15 protein-coding genes are annotated in these 20,545 nt (G+C 75.4%); 4 read left to right on the forward strand and 11 right to left on the reverse strand.

Annotated elements, in window-relative coordinates:
- Nucleotides 1-45: 45 nt before the first annotated feature.
- The 7 genes from ACO0M4_RS35315 to ACO0M4_RS35345 form a co-directional block, all read right to left on the reverse strand.
- Nucleotides 46-4,719: a hypothetical protein gene (locus tag ACO0M4_RS35315; RefSeq protein WP_430375153.1), complete on the reverse strand. Its 4,674-nt coding sequence runs from the start codon at nucleotides 4,717-4,719 to the stop codon at nucleotides 46-48.
- A 62-nt stretch (nucleotides 4,720-4,781) separates the two neighbouring features.
- On the reverse strand, nucleotides 4,782-5,720 hold the full coding sequence (locus ACO0M4_RS35320; RefSeq protein ID WP_430375154.1) for a hypothetical protein: 939 nt from the start codon (nucleotides 5,718-5,720) through the stop codon (nucleotides 4,782-4,784).
- Nucleotides 5,721-5,814: 94 nt separating this feature from the next.
- Entirely contained in the window at nucleotides 5,815-7,353 is a 1,539-nt protein-coding gene (locus ACO0M4_RS35325; protein ID WP_430375155.1) for a hypothetical protein, read from the reverse strand.
- A 132-nt stretch (nucleotides 7,354-7,485) separates the two neighbouring features.
- On the reverse strand, nucleotides 7,486-8,148 hold the full coding sequence (pcp, locus tag ACO0M4_RS35330) for a pyroglutamyl-peptidase I (protein WP_430375156.1): 663 nt from the start codon (nucleotides 8,146-8,148) through the stop codon (nucleotides 7,486-7,488).
- A gap of 46 nt (nucleotides 8,149-8,194) precedes the next feature.
- The gene (locus ACO0M4_RS35335) at nucleotides 8,195-9,163 is read right to left on the reverse strand and encodes a DUF979 domain-containing protein (protein ID WP_430375157.1); all 969 of its coding nucleotides are present in this window, start codon (nucleotides 9,161-9,163) and stop codon (nucleotides 8,195-8,197) included.
- Nucleotides 9,160-9,870: a DUF969 domain-containing protein gene (locus ACO0M4_RS35340; protein WP_430375158.1), complete on the reverse strand. Its 711-nt coding sequence runs from the start codon at nucleotides 9,868-9,870 to the stop codon at nucleotides 9,160-9,162. Before ACO0M4_RS35340 ends, ACO0M4_RS35335 begins: the two co-directional genes overlap by 4 nt.
- A 164-nt stretch (nucleotides 9,871-10,034) precedes the next feature.
- Nucleotides 10,035-10,778, reverse strand: coding sequence for a GntR family transcriptional regulator (locus ACO0M4_RS35345; protein WP_430375159.1), 744 nt, complete (start codon nucleotides 10,776-10,778; stop codon nucleotides 10,035-10,037).
- Nucleotides 10,779-10,980: 202 nt separating this feature from the next.
- Here ACO0M4_RS35345 and ACO0M4_RS35350 point away from each other — a divergent pair, with 202 nt between their 5' ends.
- The 4 genes from ACO0M4_RS35350 to ACO0M4_RS35365 are packed head-to-tail and all read left to right on the forward strand — an operon-like array spanning nucleotide 10,981 to nucleotide 13,638.
- Nucleotides 10,981-11,757, forward strand: coding sequence for a LamB/YcsF family protein (locus ACO0M4_RS35350; protein WP_430375160.1), 777 nt, complete (start codon nucleotides 10,981-10,983; stop codon nucleotides 11,755-11,757).
- Between the two features lie 56 nt (nucleotides 11,758-11,813).
- Entirely contained in the window at nucleotides 11,814-12,500 is a 687-nt protein-coding gene (gene pxpB / locus ACO0M4_RS35355; RefSeq protein WP_430375369.1) for a 5-oxoprolinase subunit PxpB, read from the forward strand.
- Nucleotides 12,497-13,390 (forward strand): biotin-dependent carboxyltransferase family protein, encoded by an 894-nt coding sequence (locus tag ACO0M4_RS35360; RefSeq protein ID WP_430375161.1) that lies wholly within the window; start codon nucleotides 12,497-12,499, stop codon nucleotides 13,388-13,390. Before pxpB ends, ACO0M4_RS35360 begins: the two co-directional genes overlap by 4 nt.
- Complete coding sequence (locus ACO0M4_RS35365; protein ID WP_430375162.1) at nucleotides 13,387-13,638, forward strand: hypothetical protein; 252 nt, start codon at nucleotides 13,387-13,389, stop codon at nucleotides 13,636-13,638. Before ACO0M4_RS35360 ends, ACO0M4_RS35365 begins: the two co-directional genes overlap by 4 nt.
- A gap of 60 nt (nucleotides 13,639-13,698) precedes the next feature.
- Here the strand turns inward: ACO0M4_RS35365 and ACO0M4_RS35370 are convergent, their stop codons facing one another.
- The 4 genes from ACO0M4_RS35370 to ACO0M4_RS35385 are packed head-to-tail and all read right to left on the reverse strand — an operon-like array spanning nucleotide 13,699 to nucleotide 20,538.
- On the reverse strand, nucleotides 13,699-17,319 hold the full coding sequence (locus tag ACO0M4_RS35370; protein WP_430375163.1) for a hydantoinase B/oxoprolinase family protein: 3,621 nt from the start codon (nucleotides 17,317-17,319) through the stop codon (nucleotides 13,699-13,701).
- Entirely contained in the window at nucleotides 17,316-18,176 is an 861-nt protein-coding gene (locus tag ACO0M4_RS35375; protein WP_430375164.1) for an SGNH/GDSL hydrolase family protein, read from the reverse strand. The genes ACO0M4_RS35370 and ACO0M4_RS35375 overlap by 4 nt, the downstream gene beginning before the upstream one ends.
- Nucleotides 18,173-19,408, reverse strand: coding sequence for a glycosyltransferase (locus tag ACO0M4_RS35380; RefSeq protein ID WP_430375165.1), 1,236 nt, complete (start codon nucleotides 19,406-19,408; stop codon nucleotides 18,173-18,175). Before ACO0M4_RS35380 ends, ACO0M4_RS35375 begins: the two co-directional genes overlap by 4 nt.
- A complete protein-coding gene (locus ACO0M4_RS35385) occupies nucleotides 19,405-20,538 on the reverse strand; it encodes a glycosyltransferase family 4 protein (RefSeq protein ID WP_430375166.1) in 1,134 nt (377 codons plus the stop codon). Before ACO0M4_RS35385 ends, ACO0M4_RS35380 begins: the two co-directional genes overlap by 4 nt.
- Nucleotides 20,539-20,545 lie beyond the last annotated feature (7 nt).

The raw sequence follows: 20,545 nt of genomic DNA on the forward strand, positions 1-20,545 counted from the left end.
GGCGCGGTGGCCGCCCCGTCCGGGCGGGCCGTCCGGACGGGCCACTCAGCCGGCGGCCCGCTCCGCCCCCGCCGCCTCCTCCGGGCGGCGGTACATCCGCGTCGCCGTGATCTGCCCGTGCACCGGCTCGCCGGACGGGTCCGCCTGCGGCAGGCCAGGGCGCAGATGCTCCTCGACGCTGATGTACTTCAGGCCCGCCCGCAGGTCCGCGTCGTTCCGCAGCCGGATCACCAGCGGGAACTCCGCGAGTGCGGTGGTGTCGAACAGGCCGGTGGTGTAGAGGAGTTGGACGCCCAGGGCGTCGGCGACGGCGCGCTGGAGCTCCAGCAGATAGGTGGCGTTGGCGCGGCCGATGGGGTTGTCGAGGAACAGCGTGCCGGCGTGCCGCTGCTTGTCGCGGCCCCGGTCGTTGCTGCGCAGCGCCGCCATGGTGCAGTACAGGGCGATGGCGGCGGTCAGCAGCTGGCCGCCGGAGAAGACGTCGCCCATCTGCCCCACCGGGACCCGCTCGGCGCGCAGCACCGCGTCCGGCTTGAGGATCTCCACCGCCACCCCGCGCGGCTGGAGCGCGGCCTGCACCCCGCGCAGCAGCAGGGACATCCCGTCCCGGCGCAGGTCGCTGTTCTTCTTGACCGCCGCGCGGGTCGCCTCGTCGATGACCTCGCCCAGCCGCTCGGTGAGCGTGGCCTGGTCCGGGTCCTCGAAGCGGATCCGCAGGAACTCCTGGCCGGACCACTCCCCCAGTCCCTCGGGCAGTCGGGACAGCCGCTGGGCGGAGCGCAGCGTGGTCAACGATGACTCCACCAGACCGCGGAGCCGGTCGACGATGGAACCGCGGTTGCGCTCCAGCTGGGCGAGTTCGTCGGTGAGCACCCGTAGGCGGGGCGCGAACGCCTCCGCCCACTTGGCGGCGTGGTCCGGCAGCGCCGCGGCGGGCAGCTCCCGGATCTGCTGCCGGGCGGGGGTGCGCACCTGCTCGTAGCGGGTGGAGTTGGCGTGCCGGACGAGGACGTCGGAAGCCTCGCGGACTGCGGCCTCGGCGGCGGAGAGGTCGGCGGCACAGCCGCGCAGCGAGCGGCGGGACTCCGCGGCGGCCTGCCGGGCCTCGGCGAGGCCGCCGGCGTACGGCTCGATCGACGCGTCCTCGCTCTCCTCGGCGTCCTGGTGGTCCCGCAGCAGATCCCGCAGCAGGGCGGCGGTCTCGTCGAAGCCGCCGGCCGCGTCCTCGGCGCCGCGGTGGGCGCGCAGCAGCTCCTCGTGCTCGGCGCGGGCGGCCTCAAGGGCCTCGGTGGCGGTGGCCAGTTCGGCGTTGGCGGTGCGCAGCAGTTCCTTGGCCCGGTCCGCATCGGTCGGCACCATGCCGTCCGGCAGTTCGGTGTGCGCCTCACCCTCGGTGGGCGCCAGCCGCTCCGCCTCGCCGCGCAGCCGGCCCAGCTGCTCGCTGGCGGCCGAGGCGCGGGTGTCCAGCATCTGCACCAGCGATTCGGCGCGGCCCGCGGCGGCCTGGCGGGACGGGCCGTCGGCGGCGTCCGGGCTCTGCAACAGCTGCTCGGCGCGGGTGCGGACCTTGTTGGTGAGGCGGTTCAGCTCGGCCAGGGCGGCGGATTCGTCGCCCTCGGCGCGGGCCTGTTCGGCGCGGAGGTCGGCGCCGACGCCGACCTTCTCGTAGAGCTGGGAGGCGGCGCGGTACGCCTCGCGGAGCGCGGGCAGCGAGGTGGTCGGCTGCTGCGGGGACTCGCCCAGGTCGTCGGGGACGCCGGCGATCTCGGCGCGTTCGGCGCGCAGCGCGCGGGCGGTGCGGCGGGCGTCGTCGGCGGCCCGCTGGGCGGCCCGGCGGTCCTCGTCGGCGGCCCGGGCGCGGTCCACGCACTCCTCGGCGCGGGCCTCGAACTCCGCTGCCTCGTCGGCGAGTTCCCGCATCCGGGACTGCCAGCCGGCGCGCTCCCGGAGCCGGTGGGCGAGGCCGGCGAGGAGGTCGGCGGCGCGCCGGGCGCGCTGGGCGGCCTCCTGTCGCTCGTCGCGCACCCGGGTGGCCTCGGTGGCGACCTCGTCGGCCTCGGCGCGGGCCGTCCGGGCCTCGGACAGCTCCGCGGCGGCCTCCTCCGCGGCGGTCCGGGCACTCTCCGCGGTCTCGGCGAGCTCGGCGAGCCGGCCGGCCGGGCAGCCGGCGCGCCAGGAGCCGAGGCGGGCGGCGAGCGCCCGGTCCCCGGCGAGCCGGGCGGCCAGCGTCCGGATCTCCTCGTCGCGCTCGGTGGCGCGGGCGCGCAGTGCGCGGCGCTCCTCGTCGGCGGCGGACTCGTCGTGCATGGCCGGGTTCGGCGGGACGAGAAAGACGCCGGAGACGCTGCTGTCCTGGGCGCCGGGGTCCGGGGTGGGGGCCAGCAGCGCGGCGGCGGTGCCCACCGCGACGGCGGAGCGGGGCAGCAGCGCGGCCTGCGAGAGGACCTCGCGGGCCCGGGCGTGGGTGTCCGGGTCGGTGATGATCACACCGTCGACCAGCTCCGGGCGGGCGGCCAGCACCCGGGCGTGGTCGGCGGGGTCGACGGACTGGGCGAGGTAGCGCCAGCCGGGCAGTGCGGGCACGCCGTGCTCGCCCAGATACTCCACCGCGGCCAGCACGTCGGGGCCCGGCGGCAGCAGGCCGCCGTCGCCCAGCGCGCCCAGGATCCGGGAGTCGTCGGCGGCGGCCGTCCGCAGGTCGAACAGCTGGCGCTCGGCGGCGGCTACGCCCCCCTCCAGCAGCTCGTGCAGGGCGTCGGCGCTGCGGTCCAGTTCCTCGGCGGTGAGCGGGCCGGCGGCGCGGCGCGGGGCGGCGGATCCGGCGCCGTCGGCCGTACGGGGGCCGGGCAGGGCGAGCGTCGGCGCCTCGGGGAGGCCGAGGAGTTCGGTGAGCCGCTGCTCGGCGCCGATCGATTCGGCGGCCCGCCGCTCGGCGTCGTGGGCGCGCTCGGCGGCCTGTGCGGCGTCCTCGGCGCGGGCCGCGGCGAGTTCGGCGGCGGAGTGCCGCGCCGCGGTCTCGCGGGCCCGGTCGGTGGCCTGCCGGGCGGTCTCACGGGCCACGTCCCACGCCTCGACGGCGGTCTTCTCGGCGTCGGAGGCGGCGAGCGCGGCACGGGCCGGGTCGGCGTCCGGCGCGGCGTCGTCGAGCCAGCCGGCCCGGACCGCCTCCGCGGTCTCCTCGGCGACCTCGGCGAGCCGCTGCTTGAGGTGGTCGGACTCGCTGCGGGCGCGCTGGGCGCGGGTGGCGGCCGTGGTGGCGTCGCGGTGCGCGGACTCGCCGGTGTCCTGGAGGGCGGCGGACCGCTCCTCCTCCTGGTTGGCGAGACCTTCGCTGGCTTCGGCGGCGCTGTGCAGCGCGCGCACCAGGTCGGCGGCGGCGGTGGCGCGGGCGGAGAGCGCCGGGGCGGCGTCCCGCTCGGCCTCCCGGATGGCGGCGGCGACCCGCGCGGAGCGGTCGGCGGCGGCGCGGTGCCGCAGGGCGATCTCGGCGGCCTGCCAGGCGCTGTGCAGCGTCCGGGCGTCGTTCAGCTCGCGGCGCTGGGCGGCGGCGCCCTTCTCGGCGGCGGCCAGCGCCAACGAGGCGTGCCGGTAGGCGAGTTCGGCGGAGACCAGGGCGCGGCGCTCGCGGCCGCGGTCGGCGTCGGTGACCCGGTGCGCGGCGGCGGCGACCGCCTCGGCGAGTTCGGCGGCCCGGCCGCGCTCCTCGGTGCCGCGGGCGTGCAGCCGCTGGGCCAGGCCGCGGGTGCGGCGCTCGGCGCCGGCGTGCACCTCACGGGCCCGTTCGCGGGTCTCGGCGGCCTCGGCGATGCGGGAGAGCAGGTCCAGTGAGCCGGAGGTGAAGTCGCGTTCGGCGGTGAGCTCGGCGCGGCGGCCGAGCTTGTGGGCGAAGCCGTGGACGAGGTCGGCGAGGCCGTCGGTGTCCCGGGTGTCGGTGACGGCGCGCAGTAGCAGGTCGGTGAAGTCAGAGTCGTTCTTGACCGCGAAGAGGCCGGCCGCCTCGCCCTCGTCGGCGTTCATCTCCCGCTGGTAGCGGAAGAGTTCGGGGTCCAGGCCGAGGTCGCCGAGGTGTTCGTTCCAGCGCTCGTGGACCTCTTCCCAGATCACGTCGAGGTTGGGGTAGCTCTTGCCGGCCTCGGTGAGGGCGTCGCGGAAGCCCTTCATGGTGCGGCGGCGGCCGTGCGCGCCGGAGGCTCCCTCGCCGTTCTCCGTCCGGGGGCGGACGAGGGTGGCCTCGGCGACGGGGAGGGAGTCCAGGCTCATGCCGGGGCCGGGCCGGAAACTGTACCAGGCTTCGGCGAACTTGCGGGGGTCGTTGGAGACCTGGCGGCCGCGCCATTCGCTGACCTTGCCGACCACGACGGTCTCGCCCGTGACGACGTGCTGCCATTCCAGGGCGACATGGCCGCAGTCGTCGGCGAGCAGGAACTTGCGGAGCACGCCGGAGCTGGCGCCGCCGAGGGTGTTGCGGTGGCCGGGCAGCATGACCGAGAAGATCAGCTTGAGCAGGACGGACTTGCCGCCGCCGTTCTCCAGGAAGAGCACGCCGGCGGGGGCCGGGCGGCGCGGCGGGCCGACCGGTTCGTCCTCGAAGAAGTCCGCCTGGGCCGGGGCCGGCTGGGGCACCGGCGCGCCGACCCCGCGCAGGTCCAGGACGGTGTCGGCGTAGCGCGCACCGGCCGGCCCGATGGAGTAGAGGCGGACCCGGGACAGCTCGTACATGGCGGACTCTCGTTGGTGTGTGGGTGGGTCGGTGGGCGGGGATGGGCGGGGCGTGCGGGCGGTCAGCCGGAGTGGAAGGGCAGGCCGGCCTCGGCGACCAGGTCGAGGTCGTCGGACTCCTCGCCGGGCAGCAGCGAGGCGCTGCCGTCGGAGACCGGGACGATGCCCAGCTCCAGCAGTTCGGCCATGGCGGCGGTGCCGGCCATGTCGCGGACCTGGAGTTGGTAGCGGGCGGTGGTGCGGTAGGCGCCGCCGGCGTCGTCGCCGGTGCGCTGGAGGAAACCGGAGTCGACGAGGAAGGTGACGGCCTTGGCGATGATGCCAGTGGTCGAACCGGCCAGCCGCCGGGCGTCCTTGGTGGCCCCGGTGGCGCTGCGCCGGGCGTAGACCCGCCAGGCGGACTCCAGGCCGGGGGCTTCGGTGGCCGGGTCGGTGTTCTCGCCGTCCTGTTCGGCCTGCTCCGTGAGGCGGCGGCACGCCTGCCGGACGAAGGCGTCGACGCCGTTGACGGTGATCCGGCCGATGTAGCCGTCGTCGGCGAGGTCCTCGGGGCGCGGGAAGGACATGGCGGCGATGGCCAGGTGGGCCAGGCCGTGCAGGAAGCGGTCGGCGGAGTCGGCGGAGGCGCGGCGGGCGTAGTCGCCCATCCGGACCGCGAAGACGGAGTCCTCGGCGGCGGTGACGGCCATCCCGGCGCGGGTGGAGACCTCCAAGACGATCAGCCCGAGGCCGCCGGCGACGGCGTCGGCGAGTCGGGCGAAGGGGGGCTCGTCCCGATAGCGGCGCAGGAGTTCGGCGTATTCGGCGTCCCGGGCCGGCAGCAGCTTGGGTTGGAGGCCGAAGGAGACCAGCCGGGCGGCGTCGGCGGCGTCGGCGGGGGTGACCGGCGAGGGGCCGGCCGGGGCCGGCTCGGGGGCGTCGGCGGGTGCGCCCCAGGCCGTTTCGCCGGTGCCGGGCGCCGGGTCGGGCTGCGGCACCTCGTCGGCGTCGTACTGGGTCACGGGAGGAGCTCCTTGCGGGGGACGGTCGGGGGTATCTCGTAGGGGGGCGGGGGCGGTCCGGCCGCTATCCGGCGGCGGTGCCGCGCGGCGGGCATCAGGCCACCTCCGAGCGGTCGGCGGCCATCCCGGCCGCGTCCAGCAGGGCGGTGCCGACGATGAGGTCGGCGCCGCCGAACTCGGGGTCGGTCAGCTCGGTGCCGTCGTCGACGGCGAAGAGCAGCTGCTGCTCGCCCTGGCGGTAGGCGGTGCCGACCGGGGGGCTGGCGGCGTGTACGGCCAACAGGGCCACCAGGTACGGGAGTTCGGGGTCGCTGCGGCGGGCCTCGGCGAGCAGGCCGGAGAGCCGGCGGGGGGCGTCGGCGGGCAGGGTGAGCAGGGCCATCGCGGCGTCGAGCTGAGCCTCGCTGAAGCGGCTGTCGTCGGGCGTGGCCACCAGGTCGGGCTCGGGCATCTCGGCGCCCAGGTGCTCGCGCTCCGTGGGCGGGGTGAGCAGCACCTCGACGAGGTCGGCTACCCGGACGGCGGCGGGGGTGCGCAGCCCCGTACCGCGGGCGAAGAAGGCGTCGGTGACCCGGGTGGCCTGCTCGACGGGGAGCGGGAGGACCGGGGCGACGAGCTGGCCGTAGAGGTCTAGGCCGGTGCGGGCGGCGGGGGCGGCGAACGCCTGGCGGTCCTGCTCGGCGCGGAAGAGCGGGCCGGCCTCCAGGAGCCGGGACTGGAGCTGGGTGTGCCGGCGGATGCAGTCCTTGACGATGTCGACCAGTTCGGCGGCGCGCCGCTTGTGCTCGCTGGTCTTCGCGTCGACGGCCTCGGCCTCGTCGCGGGCCTTGCGGATGTTGGTGAGGATGGCGTTCTCGTGGCGGTAGCGGTCCGCCACGTGGTCCAGCGCCTCGTTGATCATGTCGGGGACGGTGCGCAGCCAGTCGACCGAGCGGACGTTGCGCCGGGTGGCCTCCAGGGTCTTGCGGAGGGTCTCGGCGTACTGGACGGTGCGGTAGCGGGCCTGCTCGGCGGCGAGCTGGGCATCGGCCAGCCGGCCGCGGCTGATCAGCACCTCCAGCTTGACCTCGGCGGCGATCTGGGCGCTGGTGACGTCCGTGTCGAGGGCGCCGACGAGGACGTTGACCGCCTCGTCGGTGGCGCGGAGGTAGACGGTGCCGCCGGGGCCGGGGACCTCTTCGACGAGCTTGAAGTCGTAGTCGCGGCGGACGTACGCGCCGTCGGTGGTGAAGGTGCCGTAGACGGCGCGGAAGCCGCGGTCGACGCTGCCGACGTTGATCAGGTTCTCCAGCACCCAGCGGGCCACCCGCTCGTGCTCCGCCGAGGGGCGGTCCGGGGCCTGGGCGGCGACCCGCGGCAGGACCTTGGCCACTATCTCCTCGTGGTCGGCGCCGGTGTCGAAGTCCATGTTCAGGGTGACCAGGTCGATGACGGCGAGCGCCACCTCCGCCATCGCGTAGACCCCGTACTCGCCCGCGAGGTTGGCCTTGCGCGCATCGAGGTCGTGCAGCGGCGCGGTGCACGCGAGCGCGCGCAGCCGGCGGGCCAGTCCTTCGTCGGCGGCCGGGCCCGGCGCGGGCCGGCTGTGGCCGTTGAGCTGGGGCGCAGCGGCCCCCGGGGCGGAAAAAGTCACGTCGCACAGAGTAGGCGCTGGCACCGACAACGGACGAAACGGCGCGGATCGCCTCGGCGGCGGACCACGCCCAGGTCCCCTGACGCTGCCGTGGGCCGGCCGGCTGATCATTTTACCGGCGGCGCCTGCGGGTCAGTGCGTGGCCCCCTCCGCGACCCGGAGGTCGGTGCGCGTCCGTGCGGTGGTGGCGGCGATCTCCCGCAGTGCGGTGGCGACCGCGTCGACCGGCAGCGACGGCTGGGCGCGGTCGGTGACCTGCTCGGGCGCGTACGGGATGTGCACGAATCCGCCGCGCACGTGGGGGAGTTCGGTGGCGATGAGGTGGGCGAGCCCGTAGAAGACGTGGTTGCAGACGAAGGTCCCGGCGGTGTTGGAGACCGAGGCCGGCAGGCCGGCGGCGCGGACGGCCGCCACGCACGCCTTGAGGGGGAGGGTGGAGAAGTACGCGGCGGGCCCGCCCGGCACGATCGGTTCGTCGATCGGTTCGGCGCCCGCGTTGTCGGGGATGCGGGCGTCGTCGACGTTGAGGGCGACCCGCTCGACGGTGATGTCCGGGCGCCCACCCGCCTGCCCGACGGATACCACGATGTCGGGACACGTCGCGTCGATCGCGGTGCGCAGGGCGGTCAGTGCGGCGCCGTAGACGCAGGGCAGTTCGACGGCGTGCAGCGCGAGCCCGGCGAGCGGGGCGGCCGCCGCGGCGCGCACCGCCTGCCAGGAGGGGTTGGTGGCTTCGCCGCCGAACGGTGCGAATCCGGTGAACAGGACGCGGGTCGGCGCGGTGGTGGACGTCATGGGGTCCCTCTCGGAGCGACTCGGGTGGGGGCGGCGGGCGGGCCGGTCAGAACGCGAACAGCGCCATGATCACGATGTTGCAGCCCAGCAGGATGCCGGCGGTCGGCAACTGTGCCTTGATGGGCCCGTACTGGTCCTTCAGTTCCAGCAGCGCCGCCGGGACGATGTTGAAGTTGGCGGCCATCGGGGTGACCAGCGTCCCGCAGAAGCCGGCGAGCATGCCGAGGGCCAGGACGGCGGCCGGATTGCCGTGAAAGTGCCCGATGAGGACGGGCCAGCCGACCGCGGCGGTCATCACGGGGAAGGCGGCGAAGGCGTTGCCCATGATGAGCGTGAAGGCGAACATGCCCAGGCAGTAGACGGCGACGGCAACGTAGAGGGAGTCCTTGGGCAGCACGGCGGTGGCGAGCTTGCCGACCTGGCCGCCGACGCCGGAGACCTGGAAGATGGCGCCGAGCGTGGCCAGCATCTGCGGCAGCAGCATCGCCCAGCCCATCGCCTCCAGCATGCTGCGGCCGGACTGGACGGGCACCGAGAGTCGCTTCTCGCGCAGCATCACCATGCCGACGACGAGCGCGACGACCGCGCCGATACCGAGGCCGAGGATGGTCTCGCTGCCCTGCTGGAGGACCGGTTCACCCCCGAAGGAGAGGTGCTTGACGCCGATGGCGCAGGCCATCGCGACGACCGGGATGGTCAGGGCCGGGATGAAGAGCTTGTTGCCCAGGCGGGCGGCGCTCGCGGTGCGCTCCTGCGGGGTGGTGGTGCGCGGGGTGCCGCGCCCGGTGAAGCCGAAGCCGGCCAGGGCGGCCATGACGAGCACGGCGGCGCCCAGTGGCTCGGCCGGCGCCTGCTTGGTGACCACCCAGCTGCTGTAGATGAACCCGGCGCCGATCAGGCCCCAGAAGGCGCCGGTGCCGAAGCGCTTGGGGTTGCCGCGGTCGGTGACCATCTGGGCGGCCATCACCAGGAAGCTGAGGCCGACGAGCCAGTAAAACCACTCTGCCTTGATCATCGGGTGGTCTCCGCTGCGGTGGAGGGGCGGGCGTTGGCGGTGAGCAGTTCGCGCTCCAACTGACGGTCCAGGCGCAGCAGCCGCCAGCCGTGGACGACGAAGGCGCACAGCGCGGTGGGGATCGCCCACAGCGCCAGCTGCAGCGGTTCGAGGTGGGTCCCGTAGGTGGTGTTGACGAAGCCGGTGATCAGCAGGATCGAGCCGACGGCGAGGAAGACGTCCTCCCCGAAGAAGAGGCCGACGTTGTCCGCGCCGGCCGCGAACGAGCGGATCTTCTCCCGGGTGCGGGCGGGGAGCGGGCCATAACGGCGCTCGGCGGCGCCCTCCGCCATCGGGACGGCGAGCGGGCGGACGGTCTGGGCGTGTCCGAAGACGTTGGTCAGTCCGACGGCGGCGCCGATCTGCCGCATGCCCAGGTAGAGCGCGAGGAAGCGCCCGGTGGTGAGGCGCCCGAACCGGGCGATGAGGGTGCGGGCCTGTTCCTGGAGGCCGTAGCGCTCCAGGAGGCCGATGACCGGGAGGGTGATGGCGAAGATGGTTACCGCCCGGCTGCCGGCGAAGCCCTCGCCGAAGGCGGCCAGCACCTTCGTGGGCGAGAGGCCGCCGAGGAGGCCGGTGACGATCCCGGCCACCGCGACGACCAGCAGGGCATTGCGTTTCGTGGCGAAGCCGATCACGACCACGAGCACGCCGAGGAGCACGATCATGGATCCGCCTTCCGCGTACGGGTTCCCCAACGGGTGCGTGCCACGGATCGACGGGCCGCAGGTACCTGGGGAGCGATGAGGGGTTGCTCAGGAGATTGCTGCGGAGGCTATGCGATTGTTCAACGATCCGACAAGGGGTCGGTGGCGACGAAACGGGAGCGCGACTACCTCTCGGCGATGCGCTGGGCGTACGCCGCCGACAATTGGCCGCGCGAGTCCTCCAAATAGGCGCGCAGCAGTCGCTCGGCCGCGGCCGCGTCGCCGGCCACCAGCGATTCCGCGATCTGCCGGTTGCGGACCAGGTAGGGCGCGTAGAAGCGCTGCGGATCGTCCATCACGTGGAAGACCAGTCGGAGTTCGGCCAGCACGCCGCGCATCAACTCGTCGGTCCGCGGGCTGCCGGCCAGCGCCACGACGGCCTGGTGGAAGCGGATGTTGGCGGTCGAGAGCTCCTCCCAGACCCGCGCCGCGGCGGCCTCCTCGCCGGCCCGCACCGCCTCCTCGATCGCGGCCACCGACGCGTCGGTGGCCGCGTCGTACGGGCCCTGCCCCAGCCCGCGCACCGCGGCGCACTCCACCAGCATCCGCACCCGGAAGATGTCGTCGAGGTCCTCGACGGTCACCATCCGCACGAAGACCCCGCGGTTGAGCCGGTGCTCCAACAGCCGCTCGTGGGTGAGCAGCCGGAACGACTCGCGGAGGGTGTTGCGGGAGACGCCCAGCGCACCGCCGATGCTCTCCTCGGACAGCCGCGCGCCGGGCGAGAAGTAGCCCTCGGTGATCCGGTCCCGCAGGATGTCGGCGACCCGTTCGGCCGTGCTGGCGCGGCCGAGCAGGGCGCGGTCCCGTTCCAGTCCCGCGACCTCGGCGAGCCGCCGTTGATCGTTCTTCGCCACTCCGCCGGCCATACCGCTGTCCGCTCCGTCCGGTTCGGACGGACCGACCAGGCCCGCCCCACTGCGATGTCAGCCGCAGTCAATCCCAGATGACGGGACGGGACAACACATCTCTTGTCGGATCGTTCAACAATCTGTACGTTGGCTTGCGCTTCGGCATCCCCGCGGCCACTTCCCGCATCCGCACTGCACCCCGCACCCGGAACGGACATCCATGAGCAACCCGGCGGCCCCTCCCCCCATCGACCTCAACGCCGACCTCGGGGAAGGGTTCGGCCGCTGGCACCTCACCGACGACGAGGCCCTGCTCTCCGTCGTCACCAGCGCCAACGTGGCCTGCGGCTTCCACGCCGGTGACCCGTCCACCATGCGCCGGGTCTGCGCCCTGGCCGCCGAGCGCGGGGTGGTGATCGGCGCCCAGGTCTCCTACCGCGATCTGGCCGGCTTCGGACGCCGCGCCATGGACGTACCGCCCGAGGAACTGGCCGACGAGATCACGTACCAGATCGGCGCGTTGGAGGTCTTCGCCCGCGCCGCTGGCGCCCGCGTCGGCTACGTCAAACCGCACGGCGCGCTCTACAACCGCTGCGTCCACGACGCCGAACAGGCCGCCGCGGTGGTCGCCGGGATCCGCGCCGCGGGCGGCCGACTGCCCGTCCTCGGCCTGCCCGGCTCCAGGCTGCACCAGGCCGCCGAGGGGGCCGAACTCCCCGTCGTCGGCGAGGCGTTCGCCGACCGCGCCTACACCGACCGGGGCACCCTGGTCCCGCGCCGGGAACCGGGCGCGGTCGTCCACGACCCCGACGCGGTGGTCAAGCGCGCGGTGGGCCTGGCCCGCGACCGCGCGGTCACCTCCCGCGACGGCACCCGGATCACGGTTGCCGCGCGCTCCCTCTGCCTGCACGGCGACACCCCGGGCGCGGCGGAGCTGGCGCGGCGGGTGCGGGCCGAGCTGACCGCGGCCGGCGTCCCCGTCCGGAGCTTCGTGTGACGCCGGACCCGGCGCGCACCACACCGGACGGCGGCGCGCCGGGCGCCGCCGGGCCGCTGCCGCTGCGTGCGTTGCCGGTCGGCGACCAGGGGCTGCTGATCGAGCTGGCCAGTGCCGAGGACGTCGAGGCGCTCCACGCTGAGTTGCTGCGCCGCGCCGCGGCCGGCACGCTCCCGGCGGTCCGCGAGATGGTGCCGGCCGCCCGGACGGTCTTCCTCGACGGCCTGACCGACCCCCGGGCGCTGGGCGCGGAGCTGGCCGGCTGGCGGATCCCGCCGCTGACCGCCGCCTACCGCCCGGCCGTCGAGCTCCCGGTCCGCTACGACGGGCCCGACCTGGCCGAGGTCGCCGCCCTGTGGGGCGTCACCCCCGACGAGGTGGTCCGGGTGCACTCCGGCACCACCTTCCGGGTCGCGTTCTGCGGATTCGCGCCCGGCTTCGGCTATCTGACGGGGCTTCCGGAGCGGCTGCACGTCCCGCGCCGGGCGGCCCCCCGCACCCGGGTCCCGGTCGGCGCGGTCGGCCTGGCCGGCCCGTACACCGGCGTCTATCCGCGCTCCTCCCCCGGCGGCTGGCAGTTGATCGGCCGCACCGACGCCGTCCTGTGGGACCCGCGGCGCGAACCGGCGGCCCTGCTGGCCCCCGGCACCCCCGTCCGCTTCGTCCCCGCGGACGCCCCCGTACCGACCCCGCGCACCGCCCCGTCCCGCCCCGACCGCGTCCCCGAGGAGCCCGCCCGATGACCGACCGCGCCCTCTCGGTGGTCCGGGCCGGTGCGCTCACCACCGTCCAGGACCTCGGCCGACCCGGCCACGCCCACCTCGGAGTGCCGCGCTCCGGAGCCCTGGACGAGCCCGCGCACCGACTCGCCAACCGCCTGGTGGGCAACCCCGCGTCGGCGGCCACCCTGGAGACCACCCTCACCGGCTGCGCCGTCCGACTGCGCGCCGCCACCACCGTCGCGGTCACCGGCGCCGCCTGCCCGGTGACGGTGGACGGCCGCCCCGTCCCCTGGGGCGCCCCGCTGCACGTGCTGGCCGGTGCCGTGCTGGAGGCCGGTCCGGCCACCCACGGAGTGCGCTGCTACCTCGCCTTCGCCGGCGGCATCGCCACCGAGCCGGTGCTCGGCAGCCGCGCCGCCGACCTGCTCTCCGGCCTGGGCCCGGACCCGCTCGCGGACCACGCGGTGCTCCCCCTGGGGGTCCCGTACGGGCCGTCGGTGGGCGCCGACGCGGTCCCGCACGCCGGCCCGGCGGCCGAGTTGGTGCTGCCGTTCCTGCCCGGTCCGCGCGACGCCTGGTTCACCGCCGACGGGCTGCGCACCCTGACCACCGGCCGGTTCCGGGTCTCCGCGGCGACCAACCGGATCGGGCTGCGCACCGAGGGCCCGGCCCTGGAGCGCGCCCAGGACGGTGAACTCCCCAGCGAGGGGATGCCGTTGGGCGCCCTCCAGGTCCCGCCGAACGGTCTGCCGGTGTTGTTCCTGCACGATCACCCCACCACCGGCGGCTACCCGGTCGTCGGCGTGGTCCCGGAGCGTTTCCTGGCGCCGGCGGCCCAGGCGGCACCGGGGACTCCGGTCCGGTTCGTGCGCATCGGTCGGCGGTCGGGCCGGTCGACGCACGCCCGGTGACGGCGGCGCGCACCACCGCCCGAAGTGCACCCCTCGCCCCGGCCGCCCACGCCACCCCGCAAGCCTGCTTCTACACCGTCCTGGAACAGCACCCCGAGGCCAACCCTGAAGTGGTCGAACGGGCCTGCCTCCGCGGCGCCGAGGGCGGCCCCGAGGGCGTCCGGGCCTGCTACGTCGAACTGCGGCGGGACTACGTCCCCGCGGTGATCGCCTACGAGGCGTGTCACCGCGCGGCAGAGGAGGAGTAGACGGCGGCCGCACCGACGCGCCCGGCCGTGGACCCGGCGCTGTCCGCGGCCAGGCGCCGGTCACGCCACCCCGTACCCCCCGCCCCCCGGCGTCCGGATCACCAGCACGTCGTCCACCCCGACCTCCGCCGCGTCACAGCCCCGCAGCCGTTCGCACGAACCATCGGCCCGCTCAAGGAAGTTGACGCCGAGCGCGCCCGGCCCGCCACCGGCCATGCCGTACGGCGCGACCCGCCGGTGGTTGGAGAGCAGGGCGATCGTCATCGGCTCCAGGAACCGCAGTCGGCGCTCCACCCCGCGGCCCCCGTGCCAACGGCCGGTCCCCCCGCTGCCGTCGCGGAGGGCGAAGCCGTCGACCCGGACGGGATAGCGCCATTCCAGGACTTCGGGGTCGGTCAGTCGGGAGTTGGTCATATGGGTCTGCACGGCGTCCGCCCCGTCGAAGCCGTCGCCGGCGCCCGAGCCACTGGCGACCGTCTCGTAGTACTGCACTCGCTCGTTGCCGAAGGTGAGGTTGTTCATCGTGCCCGAGCCCTCGGCCTGGATGCCCAGCGCCGCGTAGAGCGCCCCGGTGACCGCCTGGGAGGTCTCCACGTTGCCCGCGACGGTGGCCGCCGGGTAGACGGGCGCCAGCATCGAGCCCTCCGGAATGCGGACCTCGACGGGCTTGAGGCAGCCGCTGTTGAGCGGGATGTCCTCGGCGACCAGGGTCCGCAGCACGTACAGCACCGCCGCCATCACCACCGAACTGGGCGCGTTGGCGTTGCCGGGCTGCTGCGGTGACGTGCCGGCGAAGTCCAGTACGGCGCTGCGGGCCGCCCGGTCGACGGTCAGCGCGACCCGGATCTGCGCCCCGCCGTCCGTCTCGTAGCGGTAGCTCCCGTCCGACAGCCGGCCGAGGATCCGCCGCACCGACTCCTCGGCGTTGTCCTGGACGTGGCCCATGTACGCCCGGACGACGTCCAGCCCGAACTGCTCGGTCATCCGCCGCAGTTCGTGAATGCCCTTCTCGTTCGCGGCGATCTGGGCGCGTAGATCGGCGAGGTTGACCTCCGGGGCACGGGACGGGTACGGCCCGGAGGTGAGCAGGTCGCGGGTCTCCCGCTCGCGCAGCCGGCCGTCGCGCACCAGCAGCCAGTTGTCGAAGAGCACGCCCTCCTCCTGGATGGTGCTGCTGAACGCGGGCATCGAACCCGGTGTGATGCCGCCGATCTCGGCGTGGTGCCCACGGGACGCGACCAGGAACAGCAGCTCGCTCCCGTCGGGATCGAACACCGGGGTGACGACGGTGACGTCCGGCAGATGCGTCCCCCCGTGGTACGGGTCGTTGATCGCGTACACGTCGCCCGGCCGCAGCGCGTCGCCCCGCCGCCGCAGCACCTCTTTGATCGACTCCCCCATCGAGCCCAAGTGCACGGGAATGTGCGGTGCGTTGGCGATCAGATTGCCCTCGGCGTCGAACAGTGCGCAGGAGAAGTCCAGCCGCTCCTTGATGTTGACGGAGTGCGCGGTGTTCTCCAGCCGGACGCCCATCTGCTCGGCGATGGCCATGAAGAGGCTGTTGAAGACCTCCAGCATCACCGGGTCCGCCGCGGTGCCGACGGCGGTCCGCCCGGGGCGCGGCCGGGCCCGGGTGAGCAGCAGGTGGCCGCGCGCACCGACGGCGGCCCGCCAGTCGGGGTCGAGGACGGTCGTGGCGTCGTCCTCGGCGATGATCGCCGGACCGGTGAGGGTGTCGCCGGGCCGCAGGTCGCTGCGGCGGTACAGCGCGGTGTCCCGCCAGCGCCCACCGGCGTACATCCGGACGGTCGCCACCGCCGCCAACTCCCCTTCGCGCGCGACCAGTTGGACGGCGTAGTCGGCCGCGCCGCCGGCCGCACCGAGCACCTCCACCGACACCGCCTCGGCGACCAGCGGCTTGTCCATGGTGAAGGCGTACCGTTCGCGGTGCGCCCGGACGAACTCCGCGGCCATGGTGGCGGCGTCGGCGAGCGGGACGCCGAGGGTGGCGTCGGTCCCGGCGTAGCGGACCAGGACCCGGGCGCGGGTGGTGAGCGAGGCCGCCGGCACGCCGTCGTCCAGGAGTTCCTGCCGGGTCTGAACGGCGAGGCCGTCGCACACCGCCCGGACCCGGTCCATCGCCCCCGGTTCCTCGAACCGCTCCTCGACGGCCTGTTCCCGCATCGCGGTGGCGTCGGCGACCCCGATGCCGTACGCGGACAGCACCCCGGCCAGCGGCGGTACCACGACGGTGGCGATGCCCAGGGCGTCGGCGACCGCGCAGGCGTGCTGGCCGCCCGCGCCGCCGAAGCCGACCAGGGCGTAGCGGGTGATGTCCCGACCGCGCTGGACGGAGATCTTCTTGACCGCGTTGGCCATGTTGAGCACCGCGATGTCCAGGAAGCCGGCGGCGACGTCCTCGGGCCCGCGGTCGTCCCCGGTCGCGGCGGCGGCCCGCGCGGCCAGCTCCGCGAACCGGGTGCGGACCGTCGCGGCGTCCAGTCGCTGGTCGCCGGCCGGCCCGAACACCGCCGGGAAGTACTCCGGTTGGATGCGGCCGAGCATCACGTTGGCGTCGGTGACGGTGAGCGGGCCGCCGCGGCGGTAGCAGGCCGGTCCGGGGTCCGCGCCGGCGGAGTCGGGGCCGACCCGGTAGCGGCGGCCGTCGAAGTGCAGCACGGAGCCGCCGCCGGCCGCGACGGTGTGGATGTTCATCATCGGGGCGCGCATCCGGACCCCGGCGACCTCGCTGCCGTAGATCCGCTCGAACTCGCCGGCGTAGTGCGACACGTCGGTGGAGGTGCCGCCCATGTCGAAGCCGATCACCCGGCCCGCGCCGCCGCCCGGACCCGGCCCACCGGCCTCCGCGGCCGTGCGCACCATGCCGACCACCCCGCCCGCCGGACCGGACAGCACCGCGTCCTTGCCCCGGAAGTGGGTGGCCTCCCGCAGCCCGCCGTTGGACTGCATGAACAGCAGCCGGATCCCGGGGAGTTGGGCCGCGATCTCGTCGACGTACCGTCGCAGGATCGGCGAGAGATACGCGTCGACGACCGTGGTGTCCCCGCGCGGCACCAGCTTCATCAGCGGACTGACCTCGTGCGAGCAGCTGACCTGGGTGAAGCCCGCCTCCCTGGCCAGCTCGGCGACCGCCCGTTCGTGCGCGGGGTGCCGGTAGCCGTGCAACAGCACCACGGCGGCGCTGCGCAGGCCGTCCGCGCGGGCCCGCCGCAGCTCCCGGCGGACGGGCTCCCGGTCGAGCGGCCGGACCGGCTCGCCGTGGGCGCCGACCCGTTCCGGCACCTCGATCACCCGGTCGTAGAGCGCCTCGGGCAGCACGATCCGCCGGTCGAAGATCCGCGGCCGGTTCTGGTACGCGATCCGCAGCGCGTCCCGGAAACCTTCGGTGGTCAGCAGCACCGTCGGCTCGCCGGTGCGCTCCAGGAGGGCGTTGGTGGCGACGGTGGTGCCCATCCGGACGACCGAGACCCGCTCGGCGGGCACCGGTTCGTCCGGGCCGAGCCCCAGCATCATCCGGATCCCGGCGACCGCGGCGTCCCGGTAGCGCTCGGGGTGGTGGGAGAGCAGCTTGCCGGTGACCAGGCGCCCGTCCGGCCGTCTGCCCACCACATCGGTGAAGGTGCCGCCGCGGTCGATCCAGAACTCCCAGCGCCCGGTCATCCCGCCATTGTGGCAGCGCCGCCCGGTTCCGACAGGGCCGCGAGGGCGCTACGGGTGGCCCGTTCGGCGGCGGCGTCCAACAGCCGCCCGGACCCGGCCAGGCCGTACCGGCACTCCCGTACGGCCAGCACCAGCAGGCCCGGCAACAGGTCGGTGCACCGGTCGGCCACCCACCGGGTGCCGCGGGTCGCCATCCACACCACCGAGCCGGTCCGGGTCGGCGGCGGGCCGTCGAGGGTGAGCGGGGGCGGTGGCCCGGCGGTCAGTCCGCGGGCGGCGAGCGCGGTGTGGAAACCGCGGGCGAGCAGCCGGTGGCCGCGCTCGCTGGGGTGCAGCCGGTCCACGCTCCAGGTGGCCCGGTCGGCCACCCAGGGGTGGTCGGCGAGATGGACGTGGACGCCGTCGTAGCGCGCGCAGACCGCGTGCACGACGGTGTTGACGGCACGCATCCGGCGGGCCAACGGGCGGGCCAGTGGCGCGGGCAGCCCCAGCATCCGGCCGGGGTCGGGCAGGCACGCCGTCAGCACCACCGTCCCGCCGGCGCTCAGGGTGCCGTGCGTCCGGTCCAGTGCCGCGGCCACCCGCTCGACGGCGAACCCGGCGCGCAGCGTGTCGTTGGCCCCGACCAGGACGGACGCGAAGCGCGGGGCGAGCGCCCGGGCCTGTGGCAGTTGCTCCTGCGCCACCTCGGCCGCCAGGGCTCCGCTGCGCGCCAGGTTCACCAGGGGGACGTCGCCCGGCCGCTCCCCCAGCGCGTCGGCCAGCAGCGGCGCCCAGCCCCGCCAGCCGCCGCCCGCCACCGGGTCGCCGAGCCCTTCGGTGAGCGAGTCCCCGAGGGCCACGAACGGGGGCGTCACCGCCGGCTCCAGGGGCCCACCGGCGGCTCGGCCACGGTGACCGGCCGCCGCCCACCGGCCGGCCTGGGTGCGTCGTGGGCCGCCAGGAACGCGGCCACCGCCGGCTGCCAGCCGTACGCCTCGGCGCGCCGCCGGGCGGCGGCCCGGCGGACCGGCTCGGGCCGGGCCAGCACCCGCTGCACCGCGTCCGCGAAGGACGGGCCGTCGTCGAGGGCGGTGTCCCCGCCGTCGTCCACCAGTCCGGCCAGCGCCGAGGCCGCACTGGCGACCACCGGAGTGCCGCAGGCCAGCGCCTCCAGCGCGGCGAGCCCGAACGTCTCCGCCGGGCCGGGCGCCAGCACCAGGTCTGCACTGGCCTGGAGCGCCGCCAGCCCGGTCCGGTCGGCGAGGTGCCCGAGGAACGTCACCGGCAGCCGCGCGGCCCGCGCCCGGCTCTCCAGTCGGGCCCGCAGCGGCCCGTCGCCGGCCACCACCAGCGCCGCGTCGACACCCCGCCGGCGCAGCTCGACGAGCGCGTCCAGGGCCCGGCCGGGCCGCTTCTCGGTCGACAGCCGGGAGCACATCAGCAGCAGGACGGCGGCCCGTCCGGCGTACCGGCCGCGCAGGTCGGCGCTCCGCAGGCCCGGGTGCCGGGCGGCGAGATCGACCCCGAGCGGCGCCCGCACCACGTTCCGCGCCCCGGCCCGCAGGAACTCCGCCGCCGCCCACTCGGTGGTGCACACCACTCGGCTGTAGGCGTACGCGGTACGGGCGTTGGCCCGGTCGGCGACCGTGCGGGCCAACGGGCTCGGCACGCCCCAGGTGCGCAGCACCGCGTCCACGCTCTCGTGCGAGACCATCACCGCGGGCACCCGGGCCCGACGCGCCCACTCCCCCGTCCAGCGCAGCGTCGTCCGGTCCGAGACCTCCAGCCGGTCCGGGGCCAGTTCGGCCAGCAGTCGTTGCAGCCGGCGGCGGTCGGTCAGCGCCCGGTAGCCGCCGGTGCCGGGCACCAGCGGCCCGGGGAGGGTGAGCACCCGGCCCTGCGCGGTCTCCTCGTCCCGGATGCCGCGCGGGCCCACCTCGTCCGGCGGGCCCGGCACGACGAGCACCGGCTCGTGGCCGGCAGCCCGGTAGCCGGCGCCGAGCTCGCGCAGCGCGGTGCGCAGCCCGCCGGACGTCGGGGTGACGAAATTGGCGATCCGGACGATCCGTAGTCCTGTCCGGGCGTCCCGGATCCGGCGGGCGGTCACGCCGCCACCGCCGTCCGGTGAGCCAGCACGTCCTCGTAGTAGCCCAGTAGTTGATCGCCGACCGCCTCCCAGGTGCGGCTCACGACCGCCTGCCGCCCGGCGGCGCCGTACCGCACCCGCAGCTCCGCGTTGCCGCCCAGCGTCCGGACCGCGTCCCGGAGCGCGCCGCCGTCCCCGGGCGGGACCAGCAGCCCGGTCCGCCCGTGGTCGACGAGGTCCAGCGGCCCACCGGCGGCCGGCGCGACCACCGGGACGCCGGACGCCATCGCCTCCTGCACGGTCTGGCAGAAGGTCTCGTACGGCCCGGTGTGCACGAACACGTCCAACGAGGCGCACAGGCGCGCCAGTTCATCGCCGGTCCGCCGCCCGAGGAACCGCACCTCCGGCAGCTGCGCCCGCAGGGCGGCGGCGCTGGGTCCCTCCCCGATGACCACGGTGCGGACCCCGGGGAGCCGGGAGGTCGCGGCCAGCAGCCCCACGTCCTTCTCCGGCGCCAGCCGCCCCACGTATCCCACCAGCAACTCCCGCCCCGCCAGCAGTGAGCTGCGCAGCACCGCGTCCCGCCGCCCGGGGTGGAACCGCGCCGAGTCGACCCCGCGCGGCCACAGCCGCACCCGCGGCACTCCGTGATCGGTCAGGTCCAGCAGCGCCGCACTCGACGGGGCCAGGGTGAGGTCGGCGGCGGCGTGCACCGCCCGGATCCGCCGCCAGGCCGCCGCTCCGCCGCGCCCCAGGTAGGTGCGCGCGTACCGCGCCATGTCCGTCTGGTAGACCGCGACCGCCGGCACCCCCCGCCGGGCCGCGGCCGCCATGCCCCGCGCCCCGAGGACGAACGGGCTGGCCAGGTGCACGAGATCGGGCCGGTGCCCGTCCAGCGCCGCGGACAGCCGCCGCCCGGGCAGCGCGATCCGCACCTGCGGGTATCCGGGCAGTGGCATCGAGGGCACCCGCACCACCGGGCACGGGCTCTCCTGCGCATGCCTGGCGGCGGCCGGTGCGGAGTTCGCCAGCGGTGCGATGACCAGCGGCTCGTGCCCGCGCCGAACGAGGTGGCGGGCAGTCTCCAGGGCGCAGTGCGCGACGCCGTTGACGTCGGGCGGGAAGGACTCGGTGACGAGGGCGACACGCATACCGCTG

The organism is Streptomyces sp. RGM 3693, from assembly GCF_050471125.1.
GTDB lineage: Bacteria > Actinomycetota > Actinomycetes > Streptomycetales > Streptomycetaceae > Streptomyces.

Bases quoted from the DNA above. Each gene is read 5' to 3' on its own strand.
- pcp (WP_430375156.1), bottom strand. From the start codon at position 8,148: ATGACGTCCACCACCGCGCCGACCCGCGTCCTGTTCACCGGATTCGCA.
- ACO0M4_RS35350 (WP_430375160.1), top strand. From the start codon at position 10,981: ATGAGCAACCCGGCGGCCCCTCCCCCCATCGACCTCAACGCCGACCTC.
- ACO0M4_RS35370 (WP_430375163.1), bottom strand. From the start codon at position 17,319: ATGACCGGGCGCTGGGAGTTCTGGATCGACCGCGGCGGCACCTTCACC.
- ACO0M4_RS35385 (WP_430375166.1), bottom strand. From the start codon at position 20,538: ATGCGTGTCGCCCTCGTCACCGAGTCCTTCCCGCCCGACGTCAACGGC.
- ACO0M4_RS35360 (WP_430375161.1), top strand. From the start codon at position 12,497: ATGACCGACCGCGCCCTCTCGGTGGTCCGGGCCGGTGCGCTCACCACC.
- ACO0M4_RS35345 (WP_430375159.1), bottom strand. From the start codon at position 10,778: ATGGCCGGCGGAGTGGCGAAGAACGATCAACGGCGGCTCGCCGAGGTC.
- ACO0M4_RS35335 (WP_430375157.1), bottom strand. From the start codon at position 9,163: ATGATCAAGGCAGAGTGGTTTTACTGGCTCGTCGGCCTCAGCTTCCTG.
- ACO0M4_RS35340 (WP_430375158.1), bottom strand. From the start codon at position 9,870: ATGATCGTGCTCCTCGGCGTGCTCGTGGTCGTGATCGGCTTCGCCACG.
- ACO0M4_RS35315 (WP_430375153.1), bottom strand. From the start codon at position 4,719: ATGTACGAGCTGTCCCGGGTCCGCCTCTACTCCATCGGGCCGGCCGGT.